General features: G+C 53.5%; 17 protein-coding genes. 9 read left to right on the top strand and 8 right to left on the bottom strand.

Features of this window, described 5'->3' with window-relative positions; genetic code table 11:
- Positions 1-171 precede the first annotated feature (171 nt).
- The 8 genes from E0D98_RS01995 to folA all read left to right on the top strand — a co-directional run bounded on the left by E0D98_RS01995 (position 172) and on the right by folA (position 8,074).
- Complete coding sequence (locus tag E0D98_RS01995) at positions 172-942, top strand: electron transfer flavoprotein FixA (protein WP_000692204.1); 771 nt, start codon at positions 172-174, stop codon at positions 940-942.
- Between the two features lie 14 nt (positions 943-956).
- On the top strand, positions 957-1,898 hold the full coding sequence (locus E0D98_RS01990; protein ID WP_001091499.1) for an electron transfer flavoprotein subunit alpha/FixB family protein: 942 nt from the start codon (positions 957-959) through the stop codon (positions 1,896-1,898).
- Between the two features lie 50 nt (positions 1,899-1,948).
- Positions 1,949-3,235: an FAD-dependent oxidoreductase gene (locus tag E0D98_RS01985; protein ID WP_001287715.1), complete on the top strand. Its 1,287-nt coding sequence runs from the start codon at positions 1,949-1,951 to the stop codon at positions 3,233-3,235.
- On the top strand, positions 3,232-3,519 hold the full coding sequence (fixX, locus tag E0D98_RS01980) for a ferredoxin-like protein FixX (protein WP_000203741.1): 288 nt from the start codon (positions 3,232-3,234) through the stop codon (positions 3,517-3,519). The genes E0D98_RS01985 and fixX overlap by 4 nt, the downstream gene beginning before the upstream one ends.
- A 58-nt stretch (positions 3,520-3,577) precedes the next feature.
- A complete protein-coding gene (locus E0D98_RS01975) occupies positions 3,578-4,909 on the top strand; it encodes an MFS transporter (RefSeq protein ID WP_001183198.1) in 1,332 nt (443 codons plus the stop codon).
- A gap of 107 nt (positions 4,910-5,016) precedes the next feature.
- The gene (gene kefF, locus E0D98_RS01970) at positions 5,017-5,547 is read left to right on the top strand and encodes a glutathione-regulated potassium-efflux system oxidoreductase KefF (RefSeq protein ID WP_000600727.1); all 531 of its coding nucleotides are present in this window, start codon (positions 5,017-5,019) and stop codon (positions 5,545-5,547) included.
- The gene (gene kefC / locus E0D98_RS01965; protein WP_000377191.1) at positions 5,540-7,402 is read left to right on the top strand and encodes a glutathione-regulated potassium-efflux system protein KefC; all 1,863 of its coding nucleotides are present in this window, start codon (positions 5,540-5,542) and stop codon (positions 7,400-7,402) included. Before kefF ends, kefC begins: the two co-directional genes overlap by 8 nt.
- A gap of 192 nt (positions 7,403-7,594) precedes the next feature.
- Positions 7,595-8,074: a type 3 dihydrofolate reductase gene (gene folA / locus E0D98_RS01960; protein ID WP_000624375.1), complete on the top strand. Its 480-nt coding sequence runs from the start codon at positions 7,595-7,597 to the stop codon at positions 8,072-8,074.
- A 77-nt stretch (positions 8,075-8,151) separates the two neighbouring features.
- Here folA and apaH read toward each other — a convergent pair whose 3' ends face one another.
- Genes apaH through lptD form a run of 6 tightly spaced genes read right to left on the bottom strand, consistent with a single transcriptional unit; the run spans position 8,152 to position 14,881 of the window.
- On the bottom strand, positions 8,152-8,994 hold the full coding sequence (apaH, locus tag E0D98_RS01955; RefSeq protein ID WP_131890476.1) for a bis(5'-nucleosyl)-tetraphosphatase (symmetrical) ApaH: 843 nt from the start codon (positions 8,992-8,994) through the stop codon (positions 8,152-8,154).
- A gap of 6 nt (positions 8,995-9,000) precedes the next feature.
- On the bottom strand, positions 9,001-9,378 hold the full coding sequence (gene apaG / locus E0D98_RS01950; protein WP_000610901.1) for a Co2+/Mg2+ efflux protein ApaG: 378 nt from the start codon (positions 9,376-9,378) through the stop codon (positions 9,001-9,003).
- 2 nt (positions 9,379-9,380) lie between these two features.
- Entirely contained in the window at positions 9,381-10,202 is an 822-nt protein-coding gene (gene rsmA, locus E0D98_RS01945) for a 16S rRNA (adenine(1518)-N(6)/adenine(1519)-N(6))-dimethyltransferase RsmA (RefSeq protein WP_001065376.1), read from the bottom strand.
- Complete coding sequence (pdxA, locus tag E0D98_RS01940; RefSeq protein WP_000241232.1) at positions 10,199-11,188, bottom strand: 4-hydroxythreonine-4-phosphate dehydrogenase PdxA; 990 nt, start codon at positions 11,186-11,188, stop codon at positions 10,199-10,201. Before pdxA ends, rsmA begins: the two co-directional genes overlap by 4 nt.
- On the bottom strand, positions 11,188-12,474 hold the full coding sequence (gene surA / locus E0D98_RS01935) for a peptidylprolyl isomerase SurA (RefSeq protein WP_000800457.1): 1,287 nt from the start codon (positions 12,472-12,474) through the stop codon (positions 11,188-11,190). Before surA ends, pdxA begins: the two co-directional genes overlap by 1 nt.
- 52 nt (positions 12,475-12,526) lie before the next feature.
- Positions 12,527-14,881: an LPS assembly protein LptD gene (gene lptD, locus E0D98_RS01930; RefSeq protein WP_000746151.1), complete on the bottom strand. Its 2,355-nt coding sequence runs from the start codon at positions 14,879-14,881 to the stop codon at positions 12,527-12,529.
- 254 nt (positions 14,882-15,135) lie between these two features.
- Here lptD and djlA point away from each other — a divergent pair, with 254 nt between their 5' ends.
- The gene (gene djlA, locus E0D98_RS01925; RefSeq protein WP_001200573.1) at positions 15,136-15,951 is read left to right on the top strand and encodes a co-chaperone DjlA; all 816 of its coding nucleotides are present in this window, start codon (positions 15,136-15,138) and stop codon (positions 15,949-15,951) included.
- A gap of 116 nt (positions 15,952-16,067) precedes the next feature.
- On the opposite strand, the gene rluA is transcribed toward djlA, so the two are convergent.
- The gene (gene rluA, locus E0D98_RS01920; protein ID WP_000525176.1) at positions 16,068-16,727 is read right to left on the bottom strand and encodes a bifunctional tRNA pseudouridine(32) synthase/23S rRNA pseudouridine(746) synthase RluA; all 660 of its coding nucleotides are present in this window, start codon (positions 16,725-16,727) and stop codon (positions 16,068-16,070) included.
- A gap of 11 nt (positions 16,728-16,738) precedes the next feature.
- On the bottom strand, positions 16,739-19,645 hold the full coding sequence (gene rapA / locus E0D98_RS01915; RefSeq protein ID WP_001117011.1) for an RNA polymerase-associated protein RapA: 2,907 nt from the start codon (positions 19,643-19,645) through the stop codon (positions 16,739-16,741).
- Positions 19,646-19,770: the final 125 nt, after the last annotated feature.

The following is a 19,770-nucleotide window of genomic DNA, read 5'->3' as shown; positions in this document are numbered from 1 at the left end:
CCATGTTTTCAATATTGGTGAGGAACTTAACAATATTGAAAGTTGGATTTATCTGCGTGTGACATTTTCAATATTGGTGATTAAAGTTTTATTTCCAAATTAAAGGGCGTGATATCTGTAATTAACACCACCGATATGAACGACGTTTCCTTCATGATTTCTGGAGATGCAATGAAGATTATTACTTGCTATAAGTGCGTGCCTGATGAACAGGATATTGCGGTCAATAATGCTGATGGTTCATTAGACTTCAGCAAAGCCGATGCCAAAATAAGCCAATACGATCTGAACGCTATTGAAGCGGCTTGCCAGCTAAAGCAACAGGCAGCAGAGGCGCAGGTGACGGCCTTAAGTGTGGGCGGTAAAGCCCTGACCAACGCCAAAGGGCGTAAAGATGTGCTATCGCGCGGCCCGGATGAACTGATTGTGGTGATTGATGACCAGTTCGAGCAGGCACTGCCGCAACAAACGGCGAGCGCACTGGCTGCAGCCGCCCAGAAAGCAGGCTTTGATTTGATCCTCTGTGGCGATGGTTCTTCCGACCTTTATGCCCAGCAGGTTGGTCTGCTGGTGGGCGAAATCCTCAATATTCCGGCAGTTAACGGCGTCAGCAAAATTATCTCCCTGACTGCAGATACCCTCACCGTTGAGCGCGAACTGGAAGATGAAACCGAAACCTTAAGCATTCCGCTGCCTGCGGTTGTTGCTGTTTCCACTGATATCAATTCCCCACAAATTCCTTCGATGAAAGCCATTCTCGGCGCGGCGAAAAAGCCCGTCCAGGTATGGTCGGCGGCGGATATTGGTTTTAACGCAGAGGCAGCCTGGTCAGAACAACAGGTTGCCGCGCCGAAACAGCGCGAACGTCAGCGCATCGTGATTGAAGGCGACGGCGAAGAACAGATCGCCGCATTTGCTGAAAATCTTCGCAAAGTCATTTAATTACAGGGGATGCTATGAACACGTTTTCTCAAGTCTGGGTATTCAGCGATACCCCTTCTCGTCTGCCGGAACTGATGAACGGTGCGCAGGCTTTAGCTAATCAAATCAACACCTTTGTCCTCAATGATGCCGACGGCGCACAGGCAATCCAGCTCGGCGCTAATCATGTCTGGAAATTAAACGGCAAACCGGACGATCGGATGATCGAAGATTACGCCGGTGTCATGGCTGACACTATTCGCCAGCACGGCGCAGACGGCCTGGTGCTGCTGCCAAACACCCGTCGCGGCAAATTACTGGCGGCAAAACTGGGTTATCGCCTTAAAGCGGCGGTGTCTAACGATGCCAGCACCGTCAGCGTACAGGACGGTAAAGCGACAGTGAAACACATGGTTTACGGTGGTCTGGCGATTGGCGAAGAACGCATTGCCACGCCGTATGCGGTACTGACCATCAGCAGCGGCACGTTCGATGCGGCTCAGCCAGACGCGTCACGCACTGGCGAAACGCACACCGTGGAGTGGCAGGCTCCGGCTGTGGCGATTACCCGCACGGCAACCCAGGCGCGCCAGAGCAACAGCGTCGATCTCGACAAAGCCCGTCTGGTGGTCAGCGTCGGTCGCGGTATTGGCAGCAAAGAGAACATTGCGCTGGCAGAACAGCTTTGCAAGGCGATAGGTGCGGAGTTGGCCTGTTCTCGTCCGGTGGCGGAAAACGAAAAATGGATGGAGCACGAACGCTATGTCGGTATCTCCAACCTGATGCTGAAACCTGAACTGTACCTGGCGGTGGGGATCTCCGGGCAGATTCAGCACATGGTTGGTGCTAATGCATCGCAAACCATTTTCGCCATCAATAAAGATAAAAATGCGCCGATCTTCCAGTACGCGGATTACGGCATTGTTGGTGACGCCGTGAAGATCCTTCCGGCGCTGACCGCAGCTTTAGCGCGTTGATCCACTCTGGCAGGGCTGCATTTTGGCCCTGCCGCTGACAGGGAGCTCTTATGTCCGAAGATATCTTTGACGCCATCATCGTCGGTGCTGGGCTTGCCGGTTCGGTTGCCGCACTGGTGCTCGCCCGCGAAGGGGCGCAAGTGTTAGTTATCGAGCGTGGCAATTCCGCAGGTGCCAAGAACGTCACCGGCGGGCGTCTCTATGCCCACAGCCTGGAACACATTATTCCTGGTTTCGCCGACTCCGCCCCCGTAGAACGCCTGATCACCCATGAAAAACTCGCGTTTATGACGGAAAAGTCAGCGATGACTATGGACTACTGCAATGGTGACGAAACCTCGCCATCCCAGCGTTCTTACTCCGTTTTGCGCAGTAAATTTGATGCCTGGCTGATGGAGCAGGCCGAAGAAGCGGGCGCGCAGTTAATTACCGGGATCCGCGTCGATAACCTCGTACAGCGCGATGGCAAAGTCGTCGGTGTAGAAGCCGATGGCGATGTGATTGAAGCGAAAACGGTGATCCTTGCTGATGGAGTGAACTCCATCCTTGCCGAAAAGCTGGGGATGGCAAAACGCGTTAAACCGACGGATGTGGCGGTTGGCGTGAAGGAACTGATCGAGTTACCGAAGTCGGTAATCGAAGACCGTTTTCAGTTGCAGGGTAATCAGGGCGCGGCTTGTCTGTTTGCGGGATCACCCACCGATGGCCTGATGGGCGGCGGCTTCCTTTATACCAATGAAAATACCCTGTCGCTGGGGCTGGTTTGTGGTCTGCATCATCTGCATGACGCAAAAAAATCGGTGCCGCAAATGCTGGAAGATTTCAAACAGCATCCGGCAGTGGCACCGCTGATCGCGGGCGGCAAGCTGGTGGAATATTCCGCTCACGTAGTGCCGGAAGCAGGCATCAACATGCTGCCGGAGTTGGTTGGTGACGGCGTATTGATTGCCGGTGATGCCGCCGGAATGTGTATGAATCTCGGTTTTACCATTCGCGGTATGGATCTGGCGATTGCCGCCGGGGAAGCCGCAGCAAAAACCGTGCTTTCAGCGATGAAAAGCGACGATTTCAGTAAGCAAAAACTGGCGGAATATCGTCAGCATCTTGAGAGTGGTCCGCTGCGCGATATGCGTATGTATCAGAAACTACCGGCGTTCCTTGATAACCCACGCATGTTTAGCGGCTACCCGGAGCTGGCGGTGGGTGTGGCGCGTGACCTGTTCACCATTGATGGCAGCGCGCCGGAACTGATGCGCAAGAAAATCCTCCGCCATGGCAAGAAAGTGGGCTTCATCAATCTAATCAAGGATGGCATGAAAGGAGTGACCGTTTTATGACTTCTCCCGTCAATGTGGACGTCAAACTGGGCGTCAATAAATTCAATGTCGATGAAGAGCATCCGCACATTGTTGTGAAGGCCGATGCTGATAAACAGGCGCTGGAGCTGCTGGTGAAAGCGTGCCCCGCAGGTCTGTACAAGAAGCAGGATGACGGCAGTGTGCGCTTCGATTACGCCGGATGTCTGGAGTGCGGCACCTGTCGCATTCTGGGGCTGGGGTCGGCGCTGGAACAGTGGGAATACCCGCGCGGCACCTTTGGTGTGGAGTTCCGTTACGGCTGATGTTGGTTTGATACGTAACGCCGTACTGACTCTCATTGCAAAAAAACAGGAATAACCCATGCAACCGTCCAGAAACTTTGACGATCTCAAATTCTCCTCAATTCACCGCCGCATTTTGCTGTGGGGAAGCGGTGGTCCGTTTCTGGATGGTTATGTACTGGTAATGATTGGCGTGGCGCTGGAGCAACTGACTCCGGCGCTAAAACTGGACGCTGACTGGATTGGCTTGTTGGGCGCGGGAACGCTCGCCGGGCTGTTCGTTGGCACATCGCTGTTTGGCTATATTTCCGATAAAGTCGGACGGCGAAAAATGTTCCTCATTGATATCATCGCCATCGGCGTGATATCGGTGGCGACGATGTTTGTTTCATCCCCCGTCGAACTGTTGGTGATGCGGGTACTTATCGGCATTGTCATCGGTGCAGATTATCCCATCGCCACCTCAATGATCACCGAGTTCTCCAGTACCCGTCAGCGGGCATTTTCCATCAGCTTTATCGCCGCCATGTGGTATGTCGGCGCGACCTGCGCCGATCTGGTCGGCTACTGGCTTTATGATGTGGAAGGCGGCTGGCGCTGGATGCTGGGTAGCGCGGCGATCCCCTGTTTGTTGATTTTGATTGGTCGATTCGAACTGCCTGAATCTCCCCGCTGGTTATTACGCAAAGGGCGAGTAAAAGAGTGCGAAGAGATGATGATAAAACTGTTTGGCGAACCGGTGGCTTTCGATGAAGAGCAGCCGCAGCAAACCCGTTTTCGCGATCTGTTTAATCGCCGCCATTTTCCTTTTGTTCTGTTTGTTGCCGCCATCTGGACCTGCCAGGTGATCCCAATGTTCGCCATTTACACCTTTGGCCCGCAAATCGTTGGTTTGTTGGGATTGGGTGTTGGCAAAAACGCGGCGCTGGGGAACGTGGTGATTAGCCTGTTCTTTATGCTCGGCTGTATTCCGCCGATGCTGTGGTTAAACACTGCCGGACGGCGTCCATTGTTGATTGGCAGCTTTGCCATGATGACGCTGGCGCTGGCGGTTTTGGGGCTGATCCCGGATATGGGGATCTGGCTGGTAGTGATGGCCTTTGCGGTGTATGCCTTTTTCTCTGGCGGGCCGGGTAATTTGCAGTGGCTCTATCCTAATGAACTCTTCCCGACAGATATCCGCGCCTCTGCCGTGGGCGTGATTATGTCCTTAAGTCGTATTGGCACCATTGTTTCGACCTGGGCACTGCCGATCTTTATCAATAATTACGGTATCAGTAACACGATGCTAATGGGGGCGGGTATCTCGCTGTTTGGCTTGTTGATTTCCGTAGCGTTTGCCCCGGAGACTCGAGGGATGTCACTGGCGCAGACCAGCAATATGACGATCCGCGGGCAGAGAATGGGGTAATTTGTTCAGATTTCTCTCTTTTCTGAATCAATATTATTGACTATAAGCCGCGTGAATATATGACTACACTTTGTGGGAAAACAAAGGCGTAATCACGCGGGCTACCTATGATTCTTATAATTTATGCGCATCCGTATCCGCATCATTCCCATGCGAATAAACGGATGCTTGAACAGGCAAGGACGCTGGAAGGCGTCGAAATTCGCTCTCTTTATCAACTCTATCCTGACTTCAATATCGATATTGCCGCCGAGCAGGAGGCGCTGTCTCGCGCCGATCTGATTGTCTGGCAGCACCCGATGCAGTGGTACAGCATTCCTCCGCTCCTCAAACTTTGGATCGATAAAGTTTTCTCCCACGGCTGGGCTTACGGTCATGGCGGCACGGCGCTGCATGGCAAACATTTGCTGTGGGCGGTGACGACCGGCGGCGGGGAAAGCCATTTTGAAATTGGTGCGCATCCGGGTTTTGATGTGCTGTCGCAGCCGCTACAGGCGACGGCAATCTACTGCGGGCTGAACTGGCTGCCACCGTTTGCCATGCACTGTACCTTTATTTGTGACGACGAAACCCTCGAAGGGCAGGCGCGTCGCTATAAGCAACGTCTGCTGGAATGGCAGGAGGCCCATCATGGATAGCCATACGCTGGTTCAGGCGCTGATCTACCTCGGTTCGGCGGCGCTGATTGTACCCATTGCGGTACGTCTTGGTCTGGGATCGGTACTTGGCTACCTGATCGCCGGCTGCATTATTGGCCCGTGGGGGCTGCGACTGGTGACCGATGCCGAATCTATTCTGCACTTTGCCGAGATTGGCGTGGTGCTGATGCTGTTTATTATCGGCCTCGAACTCGATCCACAAAGGCTGTGGAAGCTGCGTGCGGCAGTGTTCGGCGGTGGCGCATTGCAGATGGTGATTTGCGGCGGCCTGCTGGGGCTGTTCTGTATGTTACTTGGGCTGCGCTGGCAGGTCGCGGAATTGATCGGCATGACGCTGGCGCTCTCATCAACGGCGATTGCCATGCAGGCGATGAATGAACGCAATCTGATGGTGACGCAAATGGGCCGCAGTGCTTTTGCGGTGCTGCTGTTCCAGGATATCGCGGCGATCCCGCTGGTGGCGATGATCCCGCTACTGGCAGCGAGCAGTGCCTCGACGACGATGGGCGCATTTGCTCTCTCGGCGTTAAAAGTGGCGGGCGCGCTGGTGCTGGTGGTACTGCTGGGGCGCTATGTCACGCGTCCGGCGCTGCGTTTTGTTGCCCGCTCTGGCTTGCGGGAAGTGTTTAGTGCCGTGGCGTTATTCCTCGTGTTTGGCTTTGGTTTGCTGCTGGAAGAGGTCGGCTTGTCGATGGCGATGGGCGCGTTTCTGGCGGGCGTACTGCTGGCAAGCTCGGAATACCGTCATGCGCTGGAGAGTGATATCGAACCATTTAAAGGTTTGCTGCTGGGGCTGTTTTTCATCGGTGTTGGCATGTCGATAGACTTTGGCACGCTGCTTGAAAACCCATTGCGCATTGTCATTTTGCTGCTCGGTTTCCTCATCATCAAAATCGCCATGCTGTGGCTGATTGCCCGACCGTTGCAGGTGCCAAATAAACAGCGTCGCTGGTTTGCGGTGCTGTTAGGGCAGGGCAGTGAGTTTGCCTTTGTGGTATTTGGTGCGGCGCAAATGGCGAATGTGCTGGAGCCGGAGTGGGCGAAATCGCTGACTCTGGCGGTGGCGTTGTCGATGGCGGCAACGCCGATTCTGCTGGTGATCCTCAATCGCCTTGAGCAATCTTCTACTGAAGAAGCGCGTGAAGCCGATGAGATCGATGAAGAACAGCCGCGCGTGATTATCGCCGGATTCGGTCGTTTTGGGCAGATTACCGGACGTTTACTGCTCTCCAGCGGGGTGAAAATGGTGGTGCTCGATCACGATCCGGACCATATCGAAACGCTGCGTAAATTTGGTATGAAAGTGTTTTATGGCGATGCAACGCGGATGGATTTACTGGAATCTGCCGGAGCGGCGAAAGCGGAAGTGCTGATTAATGCTATTGATGATCCGCAAACCAACCTGCAACTGACGGAGATGGTGAAAGAACATTTCCCGCATTTGCAGATTATTGCCCGCGCCCGCGATGTCGACCACTACATTCGTTTGCGTCAGGCAGGCGTTGAAAAGCCGGAGCGTGAAACCTTCGAAGGTGCGCTGAAAACCGGGCGTCTGGCACTGGAAAGTTTAGGTCTGGGGCCGTATGAAGCGCGAGAACGTGCCGATGTGTTCCGCCGCTTTAATATTCAGATGGTGGAAGAGATGGCAATGGTTGAGAACGACACCAAAGCCCGCGCAGCGGTCTATAAACGCACCAGCGCGATGTTAAGTGAGATCATTACCGAAGACCGCGAACATCTGTCATTAATTCAACGACATGGCTGGCAGGGAACCGAAGAAGGGAAACATACCGGCAACATGGCGGATGAACCGGAAACGAAACCCTCATCCTAATAAAGAGTGACGTAAATCACACTTTACAGCTAACTGTTTGTTTTTGTTTCATTGTAATGTGGCGAGTCCAGTGGGAGAGCGTGGACTCGCCAGCAGAACGTAAAATTTTACTCAACATCATCCTTGCGCCAGTCGACGACGGTTTATGCTTTACGTATAGTGGCGACAATTTTTTATATCCAGGATAAATCAATGATTAGTCTGATTGCGGCGTTAGCGGTAGATCGTGTTATCGGCATGGAAAACGCCATGCCGTGGAACCTGCCTGCCGATCTCGCCTGGTTTAAACGCAACACCTTAAATAAACCCGTGATTATGGGCCGCCATACCTGGGAATCCATCGGTCGTCCGTTGCCAGGACGCAAAAATATTATCCTCAGCAGTCAACCGGGTACGGACGATCGCGTAACGTGGGTGAAATCGGTGGATGAAGCCATCGCGGCGTGTGGTGACGTACCAGAAATCATGGTGATTGGCGGCGGTCGCGTTTATGAGCAGTTCCTGCCAAAAGCGCAGAAACTGTATCTGACGCATATCGACGCAGAAGTGGAAGGCGACACCCATTTCCCGGATTACGAGCCGGATGACTGGGAATCGGTATTCAGCGAATTCCACGATGCTGATGCGCAGAACTCTCACAGCTATTGCTTTGAGATTCTGGAGCGGCGGTAATTTTGTATAGAATTTACGGCTAGTGCCGGATGCGACGCCGGTCGCGTCTTATCCGGCCTTCCTATATCAGGCTGTGTTTAAGACGCCGCCGCTTCGCCCAAATCCTTATGCCGGTTCGACGGCTGGACAAAATACTGTTTATCTTCCCAGCGCAGGCAGGTTAATGTACCACCCCAGCAGCAGCCGGTATCCAGCGCGTATATACCTTCCGGCGTACCTTTGCCCTCCAGCGATGCCCAGTGACCAAAGGCGATGCTGTATTCTTCAGCGACAGGGCCAGGAATCGCAAACCACGGTATCAGTGGGGCAGGGGCTTCTTCCGGCGATTCTTTGCTGTACATATCCAGTTGACCGTTTGGAAAGCAAAAACGCATACGGGTAAAGGCGTTGGTGATAAAACGCAGTCTTCCCAGCCCCCGCAATTCCGGTGACCAGTTATTTGGCATATCGCCGTACATGGCATCAAGGAAGAAGGGATAGGAGTCGCTCGACAGCACCGCTTCTACATCGCGTGCGCACTCTTTGGCGGTCTGCAGATCCCACTGCGGCGTGATCCCTGCGTGGGCCATCACCAACTTTTTCTCTTCGTCGATTTGCAGCAGAGGCTGGCGACGCAGCCAGTTAAGCAGCTCGTCGGCATCCGGCGCTTCCAGCAGCGGTGTCAGGCGATCTTTCGGTTTATTGCGGCTGATCCCGGCAAATACCGCCAGCAGATGCAGATCGTGATTGCCCAGCACCAGACGTACGCTGTCGCCTAAGGATTTCACATAGCGCAGAACATCCAGCGAACCCGGGCCGCGCGCGACCAGATCGCCCGTCAGCCAGAGGGTATCTTTCCCAGGGGTAAATTCTACTTTATGCAGCAATGCGATCAGTTCATCGTAACAACCATGAACGTCGCCAATAAGGTATGTCGCCATATTCTTTTAATGAATGAGTGTGGGAACGGCGAGTCGGAATACGGGAATGTCGATGCTGAAAGGGACGCCATTTTCATCGATCATTTCGTAGTGACCCTGCATGGTGCCCAGCGGGGTTTCAATGATTGCACCGCTGGTGTACTGGTACTCTTCGCCAGGCGCGATAAGTGGCTGGACGCCAACCACTCCTTCGCCCTGGACTTCGGTTTCACGGCCATTGCCATTGGTGATCAGCCAGTAACGCCCCAACAACTGCACTGGCGCTCGCCCCAGATTGCGTATGGTTACGGTATAAGCAAAAACGTAACGTTCATTATCAGGTGAAGATTGTGCCTCAATGTAGACGCTTTGAACCTGAATACACACTCGGGGCGAATTGATCATCGTTAACTCTCCTGCAAAGGCGCGTTCTCCGCCAGATAGTTCGCCATCTGGCAATATTGCGCGACAGAGATATTTTCCGCTCGCATCGCCGGGTCGATCCCCATTCCTGTGAACACCTCGACGCTAAACAGGTTGCCGAGGCTGTTACGAATGGTTTTACGACGCTGGTTAAAGGCTTCGGTGGTGATGCGGCTCAACACGCGAACATCTTTAACCGGGTGAGGCATCGTTGCATGAGGAACCAGGCGCACGACGGCGGAATCCACTTTGGGTGGTGGTGTAAAGGCTGACGGCGGTACTTCCAGTACCGGGATCACATTGCAATAGTATTGCGCCATGACGCTTAATCGACCATACGCTTTGCTGTTCGGTCCTGCAACCAGACGATTCACCACCTCTTTTTGCAACATAAAGTGCATGTCGGCAATGGCATCAGTATAGCTAAACAGATGGAACATCAACGGCGTGGAGATGTTATAAGGCAGGTTGCCGAAAACACGCAGCGGCTGACCCATTTTCTCGGCCAGTTCGCCAAAGTTAAAGGTCATCGCATCCTGCTGATAAATCGTCAGTTTCGGGCCTAAGAAAGGGTGCGTTTGCAGACGTGCCGCCAGATCGCGGTCAAGTTCGATGACCGTCAGCTGGTCCAGACGTTCGCCGACCGGTTCGGTCAATGCCGCCAGACCGGGGCCGATTTCGACCATCGCCTGGCCTTTCTGCGGGTTAATGGCAGAAACAATGCTGTCGATCACGAACTGATCGTTGAGAAAGTTTTGCCCGAAGCGTTTACGGGCTAAGTGGCCCTGGTGGACTCGATTATTCATTGGGTGTTAACAATCATTTTGATGGCGAGATTAAGCGCCGTAATAAAACTGCCGACATCGGCTTTACCACGTCCCGCCAGTTCAAGCGCGGTGCCGTGGTCCACTGATGTGCGAATAAAGGGCAGGCCCAGCGTAATGTTCACACCGCGCCCGAAGCCCTGGTATTTTAGCACGGGAAGACCCTGATCGTGGTACATCGCCAGCACGGCGTCGGCGTTATCGAGATATTTCGGCTGAAACAGGGTATCGGCAGGCAGCGGCCCGTTGAGTTTCATCCCCTGCGCCCGCAGCTCATTGAGCACCGGAATAATGGTGTCTATCTCTTCCGTACCCATATGACCGCCTTCGCCTGCGTGCGGATTCAGCCCGCAGACCAGAATGCGCGGTTCGGCAATACCAAATTTGGTCCGTAAATCGTGATGCAAAATAGCAATCACTTCGTGCAACAGTGCAGGGGTGATAGCGTCTGCGATATCGCGCAGCGGTAAATGCGTCGTTGCCAGCGCCACGCGAAGTTCTTCGGTCGCCAGCATCATCACCACCTTTTTCGCCCGCGAACGCTCTTCGAAAAACTCGGTATGACCGGTAAACGGAATGCCTGCGTCGTTAATGACGCCTTTATGCACGGGGCCTGTGATCAGCGCAGCAAATTCACCGTTCAGACAGCCATCACACGCTCGCGCCAGCGTCTCCACCACGTAATGCCCATTTTCAACCCCTAACTGCCCCGCAGTGACAGATTCACGTAGCGCGACAGGAAGTAGCGTTAATGTGCCCGTAGTTTGCGGTTGTGCAGGGGAGTTGGGGGAATAAGGGCGGAGGGTGAGCGGCAAACCGAGCATCGCTGCCCGGTCGGTAAGGAGAGTGGCATCGGCACAAATAACCAGTTCGACCGGCCACTCACGCTGTGCAAGCTGGACAACTAAGTCCGGGCCAATCCCGGCGGGCTCGCCGGGAGTGATCACAACACGTTGGGTTTTAACCATTAGTTGCTCAGGATTTTAACGTAGGCGCTGGCACGTTGTTCCTGCATCCAGCTTGCTGCTTCTTCCGAGAACTTACGGTTCATCAGCATGCGGTATGCACGATCTTTCTGCGCAGCGTCGGTTTTATCGACATTACGGGTATCCAGCAGTTCGATTAAATGCCAGCCGAATGAAGAGTGAACCGGTGCACTCATTTGACCTTTGTTCAGGCGAGTCAGGGCGTCACGGAAGGCCGGATCGAAAATATCTGGTGTAGCCCAGCCGAGATCGCCGCCCTGGTTAGCAGAACCTGGATCCTGAGAGAACTCTTTCGCTGCGGCAGCAAAAGTCGTTTTACCACTCTTGATATCAGCAGCAATCTGTTCCAGTTTCACACGGGCCTGTTCGTCAGTCATGATCGGCGACGGTTTCAGCAGAATATGGCGAGCATGAACTTCGGTCACCGAGATATTTTTGCTTTCGCCGCGCAGGTCGTTAACTTTCAGAATATGGAAGCCAACGCCGGAACGAATCGGGCCAACAATGTCGCCTTTCTTCGCGGTGCTTAATGCCTGGGCGAAGATCCCGGGCAACTCCTGAATACGGCCCCAGCCCATCTGGCCGCCGTTCAGCGCCTGCTGGTCGGCAGAATGAGCAATCGCCAGCTTACCGAAATCAGCGCCGTTACGCGCCTGATCGACAATGGCGCGCGCCTGGCTTTCCGCTTCGTTCACCTGATCAGAGGTCGGGTTTTCCGGCAGCGGGATCAGGATGTGGCTCAGGTTCAGCTCAGTGCTGGCGTCGTTTTGGTTACCCACCTGCTGCGCCAGGGATTCGACTTCCTGCGGCAGGATGGTGATGCGACGACGCACCTCGTTGTTACGCACTTCAGAGATAATCATCTCTTTGCGGATCTGGTTACGATAGGTGTTGTAGTTCAGTCCATCGTAAGCCAGACGGCTGCGCATCTGATCCAGCGTCATGTTGTTCTGTTTCGCGATGTTAGCAATCGCCTGATCCAGCTGCTCATCGGAGATTTTCACTCCCATTTTCTGCCCCATCTGCAGGATGATTTGATCCATGATCAAACGTTCCATGATTTGGTGGCGCAGCGTCGCGTCATCAGGAAGTTGCTGCCTTGCCTGAGCAGCGTTCAGTTTTACCGACTGCATTAATCCATCAACGTCGCTTTCCAGCACGACGCCGTTATTGACGACGGCTGCGACTTTATCGACTACCTGGGGGGCAGCGAAACTGGTATTCGCGATCATGGCGATACCGAGAAGCAGCGTTTTCCAGTTCTTCATACTTTTTCCATTTCAATTAACCGCACTGCGGATTACGTGGTAAATCAACAAATCACAAAGTGTTTTGATACGGCAGAATGTTCGAACGCAGCATCTCTTGCGTACCCAGACCGTAGTTGGAGCTCAGGCCGCGAAGTTCGATGTTAAAGCCGATTGCATTGTCATATACCGCATGTTGTTTATCGTTATCCCAACCGTTCAGCTTCCGCTCGTAACCGACGCGAATTGCATAGCAGCAGGAGCTGTATTGCACACCTAACATAGAGTCGGCTTGCTTGTTCGCATTGGTGTCGTAGTAGTAGGCCCCAACAATGGACCAACGATCGGCAATTGGCCAGCTGGCGACAGCACCTACCTGCGAAATACCATTCTTATATTGCTCAGCAGTGGAATAGTACTTAGGCAGCGTAGCCTGAATATATTCCGGGCTGGCGTAACGGTAATTCAGCTGTACCAGACGGTCTTCATCCCGACGGTATTCAATGCTGGAGTTACTGGTCGCTACGTTATCCAGACGTGTATCGTACTGAATCCCGCCACGCAATCCCCAACGCTCGGAGATACGCCAGTAAGTATCGCCTGCCCACACCAGTGAACCCGTTTTGTCGTCATTCTCCCATGTTATGTTGTCATCGCCAGTGCGAGACTCCGTGAAATAGTAGATTTGACCAACGGAAATATTAAAACGTTCAACGGCAGCATCATCATATATGCGAGATGTGACACCGGTCGTCACCTGGTTAGCGGAGGCAATACGGTCAAGACCGCCGTAAGTCCGGTCCCGGAACAGGCCAGAGTAGTCAGATTGCAGCAGAGACGAGTCGTAGTTATAGATGTCGCTCTGATCGCGATACGGCACGTACAAATACTGCGCGCGCGGTTCCAGCGTTTGGGTATAACCCGGAGCCAGCATTTCCATATCGCGTTCAAAGACCATTTTGCCGTCAACTTTGAATTGCGGCATTACGCGGTTAACGGATTCGTCCAGCTTGGTCGTGTTTCTGGAGTTATACCAGTCAAGATTGGTTTGCTGATAATGGGTTGCCAGCAACTTCGCTTCGGTATTGATGCTGCCCCAGTTATTAGAGAGCGGCAAATTGATGGTCGGTTCCAGGTGAACACGGGTTGCTTCAGGCATGTCGTCTCTGGTGTTAACAAAGTGCACTGCCTGGCCGTAAATACGCGTATCAAACGGACCAACATCATTCTGGTAGTAATTAACGTCTAACTGCGGCTCTGCCGAGTAGCTACTGGTGTTCTGTTCGCTGAAAACCTGGAACTGCTTGGTTGAAACGGTGGCATTGAAGTTTTGCACCGCATAGCCAACGCTGAATTTTTGCGTTGCGTAGCCGTCAGTACTGGAACCGTACTTGTTATCGAAATCATTGAAGTAGCTAGGATCGCTGACCTTGGTGTAGTCGACGTTGAAACGCCACACCTGATCCATGACCCCGGAGTGGTTCCAGTAGAATAACCAACGACGTGAACTGTCATCGTTCGGGTGTTCATCTTCATAGACTTTATCTGAAGGCAGATAGTCCAGTTCCATCAAGCCAGCGCCCGCTTGGGAGAGGTAGCGGAATTCGTTCTCCCACATGATGTTGCCACGACGATGCATATAATGCGGCGTGATGGTGGCATCCATATTTGGCGCGATGTTCCAGTAATATGGCAGGTAGAACTCAAAGTAGTTGGTGGTGGTGTACTTGGCGTTCGGGATCAAGAAACCAGAGCGACGTTTGTCACCCACCGGCAACTGCAAATAGGGGCTATAAAAGATCGGTACCGGACCCACCTTAAAGCGGGCGTTCCAGATCTCCGCAACTTGTTCTTCGCGGTCATGAATAATTTCGCTACCTACCACGCTCCAGGTGTCAGAACCCGGCAGACAAGAGGTAAAGCTACCGTTATCCAGAATGGTATAGCGGTTTTCGCCACGTTGTTTCATCAGGTCCGCTTTACCGCGACCCTGGCGACCCACCATCTGGTAATCACCTTCCCAGACGTTGGTATCTTTGGTGTTCAGATTCGCCCAGCCTTTCGGCCCTTTGAGGATCACCTGGTTATCGTCGTAATGGACATTACCGAGCGCATCAACGGTACGTACCGGCTCCGGTTGTCCTGGTGCCTCTTTTTGATGGAGCTGCACTTCGTCGGCCTGCAGACGGCTGTTACCCTGCATGATATCCACGCTGCCAGTAAACACGGCGTCATCCGGGTAGTCCCCTTTCGCGTGGTCAGCATTGATAGTCACGGGTAAGTCATTGGTATCGCCCTGTACCAGAGGACGGTCATAGCTTGGCACGCCCAACATGCACTGTGAGGCGAGGTCGGCTGCCAGTCCCTGTTGACTATAAAGGGCGGTGGCAATCATGGTGGCCAGGAGAGTGGGGATACGTTTTTTCATACGTTGATTTTATTGTTCCATCATCGGTAACGTTGCGCGTGACAAACGGTCAGAGACTAACGTACTCGTCATCTCTACGCTAGTGTTAATCCTGTCCGAATAGCGTCAGTGGTGTTAGGCACGGCATTGAATGACAGGTATGATAATGCAAATTATAGGCGATGTCCCACAATTGACCGCAGCCGGAAAACGGTAAAAGCACCTTTATATTGTGGGAGATAGCCCTGATATCCGTGTGTCGATTTGGGGAATATATGCAGTATTGGGGAAAAATCATTGGCGTGGCCGTGGCCTTACTGATGGGCGGCGGCTTTTGGGGCGTAGTGTTAGGCCTGTTAATTGGCCATATGTTTGATAAAGCCCGTAGCCGTAAAATGGCGTGGTTCGCCAACCAGCGTGAGCGTCAGGCGCTGTTTTTTGCCACCACTTTTGAAGTGATGGGGCATTTAACCAAATCCAAAGGTCGCGTCACGGAGGCTGATATTCATATCGCCAGCCAGTTGATGGACCGAATGAATCTTCATGGCGCTTCCCGTACTGCGGCGCAAAATGCGTTCCGGGTGGGAAAATCAGACAATTACCCGCTGCGCGAAAAGATGCGCCAGTTTCGCAGTGTCTGCTTTGGTCGTTTTGACTTAATTCGTATGTTTCTGGAGATCCAGATTCAGGCGGCGTTTGCTGATGGTTCACTGCACCCGAATGAACGGGCGGTGCTGTATGTTATTGCTGAAGAATTAGGGATCTCCCGCGCCCAGTTTGACCAGTTTTTGCGCATGATGCAGGGCGGTGCACAGTTTGGCGGCGGTTATCAGCAGCAATCTGGCGGTGGTAACTGGCAGCAAGCGCAGCGTGGCCCGACGCTGGAAGATGCCTGTAATGTGCTGGGCGTGAAGCCGACGGATGATGCGACCACCATCAAACGTGCCTACCGTAAGCTGATGAGTGAACACCATCCCGATAAGCTGGTGGCGAAAGGTTTGCCGCCTGAGATGATGGAGATGGCGAAGCAGAAAGCGCAGGAAATTCAGCAGGCATATGAGCTGATAAAGCAGCAGAAAGGGTTTAAATAAGTTTTAAACTGTAGGCCTGATAAGACGCGGCCCGCGTCGCATCAGGCAATCGGCGCACAATTGCCGGATGCGGCGTGAACGCCTTATCCGCCTACCGAACTGCGCCAGCGTGACGATTAAAAATCCGCTGGCGCTTTAAACGTCATACTATTGCCATACGCCGGATGGGTAATCGTCAACATCTCTGCATGTAGCAACAAACGCGGTGCCATCGCTCTCGCTTCTGGTGATGCATAAAAACGATCGCCGAGAATCGGATGCCCCAGCGCCAGCATATGCACACGCAATTGATGCGAACGCCCGGTAATCGGTTTTAACACCACTCTTGCCGTGTTATCCGCCGCATACTCCACCACTTCATATTCCGTCTGCGCAGGTTTACCCGTTTCGTAACAGACTTTCTGTTTCGGGCGGTTTGGCCAGTCGCAAATCAGCGGCAGATCCACCAGACCTTCTGCGGGGGATGGATGCCCCCAGACGCGGGCCACATACTGCTTTTTCGGCTCGCGCTCGCGGAACTGGCGTTTTAACTCCCGCTCCGCGGCTTTGGTCAGCGCCACTACAATCACGCCGCTGGTAGCCATATCCAGACGATGCACCGATTCTGCCTGCGGATAATCACGCTGAATGCGCGTCATCACGCTGTCTTTGTGCTCTTCCAGACGACCCGGCACCGACAACAAACCGCTCGGCTTGTTGACCACCATAATATGGTCATCCTGATACAGGATAACCAACCAGGGTTCCTGCGGTGGATTGTAGTTTTCCATCCCCATTTTCGGCTCCGTTACTGATGCGTTACAACGATCAAACGCAGGGCATCCAGACGCCAACCTGCCTGATCCAGGCTTTCCATTACCTGCTGACGGTTGCTCTCAATGGCGGTCAGTTCGTCGTCACGAATGTTCGGGTTCACTGCACGCAGAGCTTCCAGACGAGACAGCTCGGCAGACAGTTTTTCGTCGGCTTCGTTACGCGCTGCATCAATCAATGCACGGGCAGATTTCTCGATCTGCGCTTCACCCAGTTGAAGGATAGCGTGAACATCCTGCTGCACGGCGTTAACCAGTTTGCTGCCGGTGTGACGGTTAACCGCGTTAAGCTGGCGGTTAAAGGTTTCAAACTCTACCTGCGCCGCCAGGTTGTTGCCGTTTTTATCCAGCAGCATACGTACCGGCGTCGGTGGCAGGAAGCGGTTGAGCTGCAACTGCTTCGGAGCCTGGGCTTCAACCACATAAATCAGTTCCACCAACAGCGTACCTACCGGCAACGCTTTGTTTTTTAACAGTGAAATCGTGCTGCTACCGGTATCGCCAGAAAGAATCAGATCCAGACCGTTGCGGATCAGCGGATGCTCCCAGGTAATAAACTGTGCATCTTCACGCGCCAGTGCCACTTCACGATCAAAGGTGATGGTGATGCCATCTTCCGACAGGCCAGGGAAGTCCGGCACCAGCATATGATCGGACGGGGTCAGCACGATCATGTTGTCGCCGCGATCGTCCTGATTGATACCGATAATATCGAACAGGTTCATGGCGAAGGCGATCAGGTTGGTATCGTCATCCTGCTCTTCAATGCTTTCTGCCAGTGCCTGGGCTTTTTCGCCACCGTTGGAGTGGATTTCCAGCAGGCGATCACGCCCCTGTTCCAGTTGTGCTTTCAGCGCTTCATGTTGCTCGCGGCAGTTTTTGATCAGATCGTCAAAGCCTTCGGTTTGATCCGGTGAAGCCAGATAGTTAATCAGATCGTTGTATACGCTATCGTAAATAGTGCGTCCGGTCGGGCAGGTGTGCTCAAATGCATCCAGACCTTCGTGATACCAGCGCACCAGCACCGACTGAGCGGTTTTCTCCAGATAAGGCACATGGATCTGAATATCGTGCGCCTGGCCGATACGATCCAGACGACCAATACGCTGCTCCAGTAGATCCGGGTTGAATGGCAGGTCAAACATCACCATGTGGCTGGCGAACTGGAAGTTACGTCCTTCAGAACCGATTTCTGAGCACAGCAGTACCTGTGCGCCGGTGTCTTCTTCGGCAAACCAGGCGGCAGCGCGGTCACGTTCGATAATCGACATACCTTCGTGGAACACCGCAGCGCGAATACCTTCACGTTCGCGCAGTACCTGCTCCAGTTGCAGCGCAGTGGCAGCTTTGGCGCAGATCACCAGCACTTTCTGAGAGCGATGGCTGGTCAGGTAGCCCATCAGCCACTCAACGCGCGGATCGAAGTTCCACCAGGTGGCGTTATCACCTTCAAATTCCTGATAAATACGCTCCGGGTAGAGCATATCGCGAGCACGATCTTCCGCACTTTTACGTGCGCCCATAATGCCGGAGACTTTAATAGCCGTCTGATACTGCGTCGGTAGCGGCAGTTTAATGGTGTGCAGCTCGCGTTTCGGGAATCCTTTCACACCGTTACGCGTGTTACGGAACAGCACGCGGCTGGTGCCGTGGCGATCCATCAGCATCGAAACCAGCTCCTGACGGGCGCTCTGGGCATCTTCGCTGTCGCTGTTTGCTGCCTGCAACAGCGGCTCGATATCCTGCTCGCCGATCATCTCGCCGAGCATGTTCAGTTCGTCATTGCTCAGTTTGTTACCTGCCAGCAGCATGGCAACGGCGTCCGCAACCGGACGATAATTTTTCTGCTCTTCAACGAACTGCGCAAAATCGTGGAAACGGTTCGGGTCCAGCAGACGCAGACGGGCGAAGTGGCTTTCCATCCCCAGCTGTTCCGGGGTCGCGGTCAGCAGCAGAACGCCCGGCACGTGCTCTGCCAGTTGTTCAATGGCCTGATATTCACGGCTTGGCGCATCTTCGCTCCACACCAGGTGATGCGCTTCATCGACCACCAGCAGGTCCCATTCGGCTTCACAGAGATGTTCCAGGCGCTGTTTGCTACGACGGGCAAAATCCAGCGAGCAAATCACCAGCTGTTCGGTGTCGAACGGGTTGTAAGCATCGTGCTGAGCTTCGGCATAACGCTCATCATCAAATAGCGCAAAGCGCAGGTTGAAACGGCGCAGCATTTCTACCAGCCACTGATGCTGTAAGGTTTCCGGGACGATAATTAGCACACGTTCAGCAGCGCCAGAGAGCAGTTGCTGATGCAGGATCATCCCGGCTTCAATGGTTTTCCCTAAACCCACTTCGTCAGCCAGCAGGACGCGCGGCGCGTGGCGGCGACCAACATCATGAGCGATGTTGAGCTGATGCGGAATCAGGCTGGTACGCTGACCGCGCAGGCCGCTGTACGGCATACGGAACTGTTCGCTGGAATACTTACGCGCGCGATAACGCAGCGCAAAGCGGTCCATACGGTCAATCTGCCCGGCAAACAGACGGTCCTGCGGTTTGCTGAACACCAGTTTGCTATCAAGGAAAACTTCACGCAGGGCTACGCCGGACTCTTCAGTATCCAGGCGAGTACCGATATAGGTCAGCAAGCCATTTTCTTCTTTTACTTCTTCGACTTGCATCTGCCAGCCGTCATGGCTGGTAATAGTATCACCAGGGTTGAACATCACGCGGGTCACGGGGGAATCACTGCGTGCGTACAGACGGTTTTCACCAGTAGATGGGAAAAGTAAAGTGACAGTTCGCGCATCCACCGCGACAACGGTTCCAAGTCCCAATTCGCTTTCTGTATCGCTGATCCAGCGTTGACCAAGTGTAAAAGGCATATGTGTTCGGCTCTATATCTTTAATTGCAGGCAATAACCACCCGCTACCGTGCTTATGAGGTAGTGGTGTTATTCAGGTCCAGGAATGGAAAGGGCGCTATGGTACTGGATGGCAAAGCATTCGT

Source organism: Escherichia sp. KCJ4928 (assembly GCF_004352695.1).
Lineage (GTDB): Bacteria > Pseudomonadota > Gammaproteobacteria > Enterobacterales > Enterobacteriaceae > ECMA0423.
This window is presented reverse-complemented; position numbering and strand designations above follow the sequence as displayed.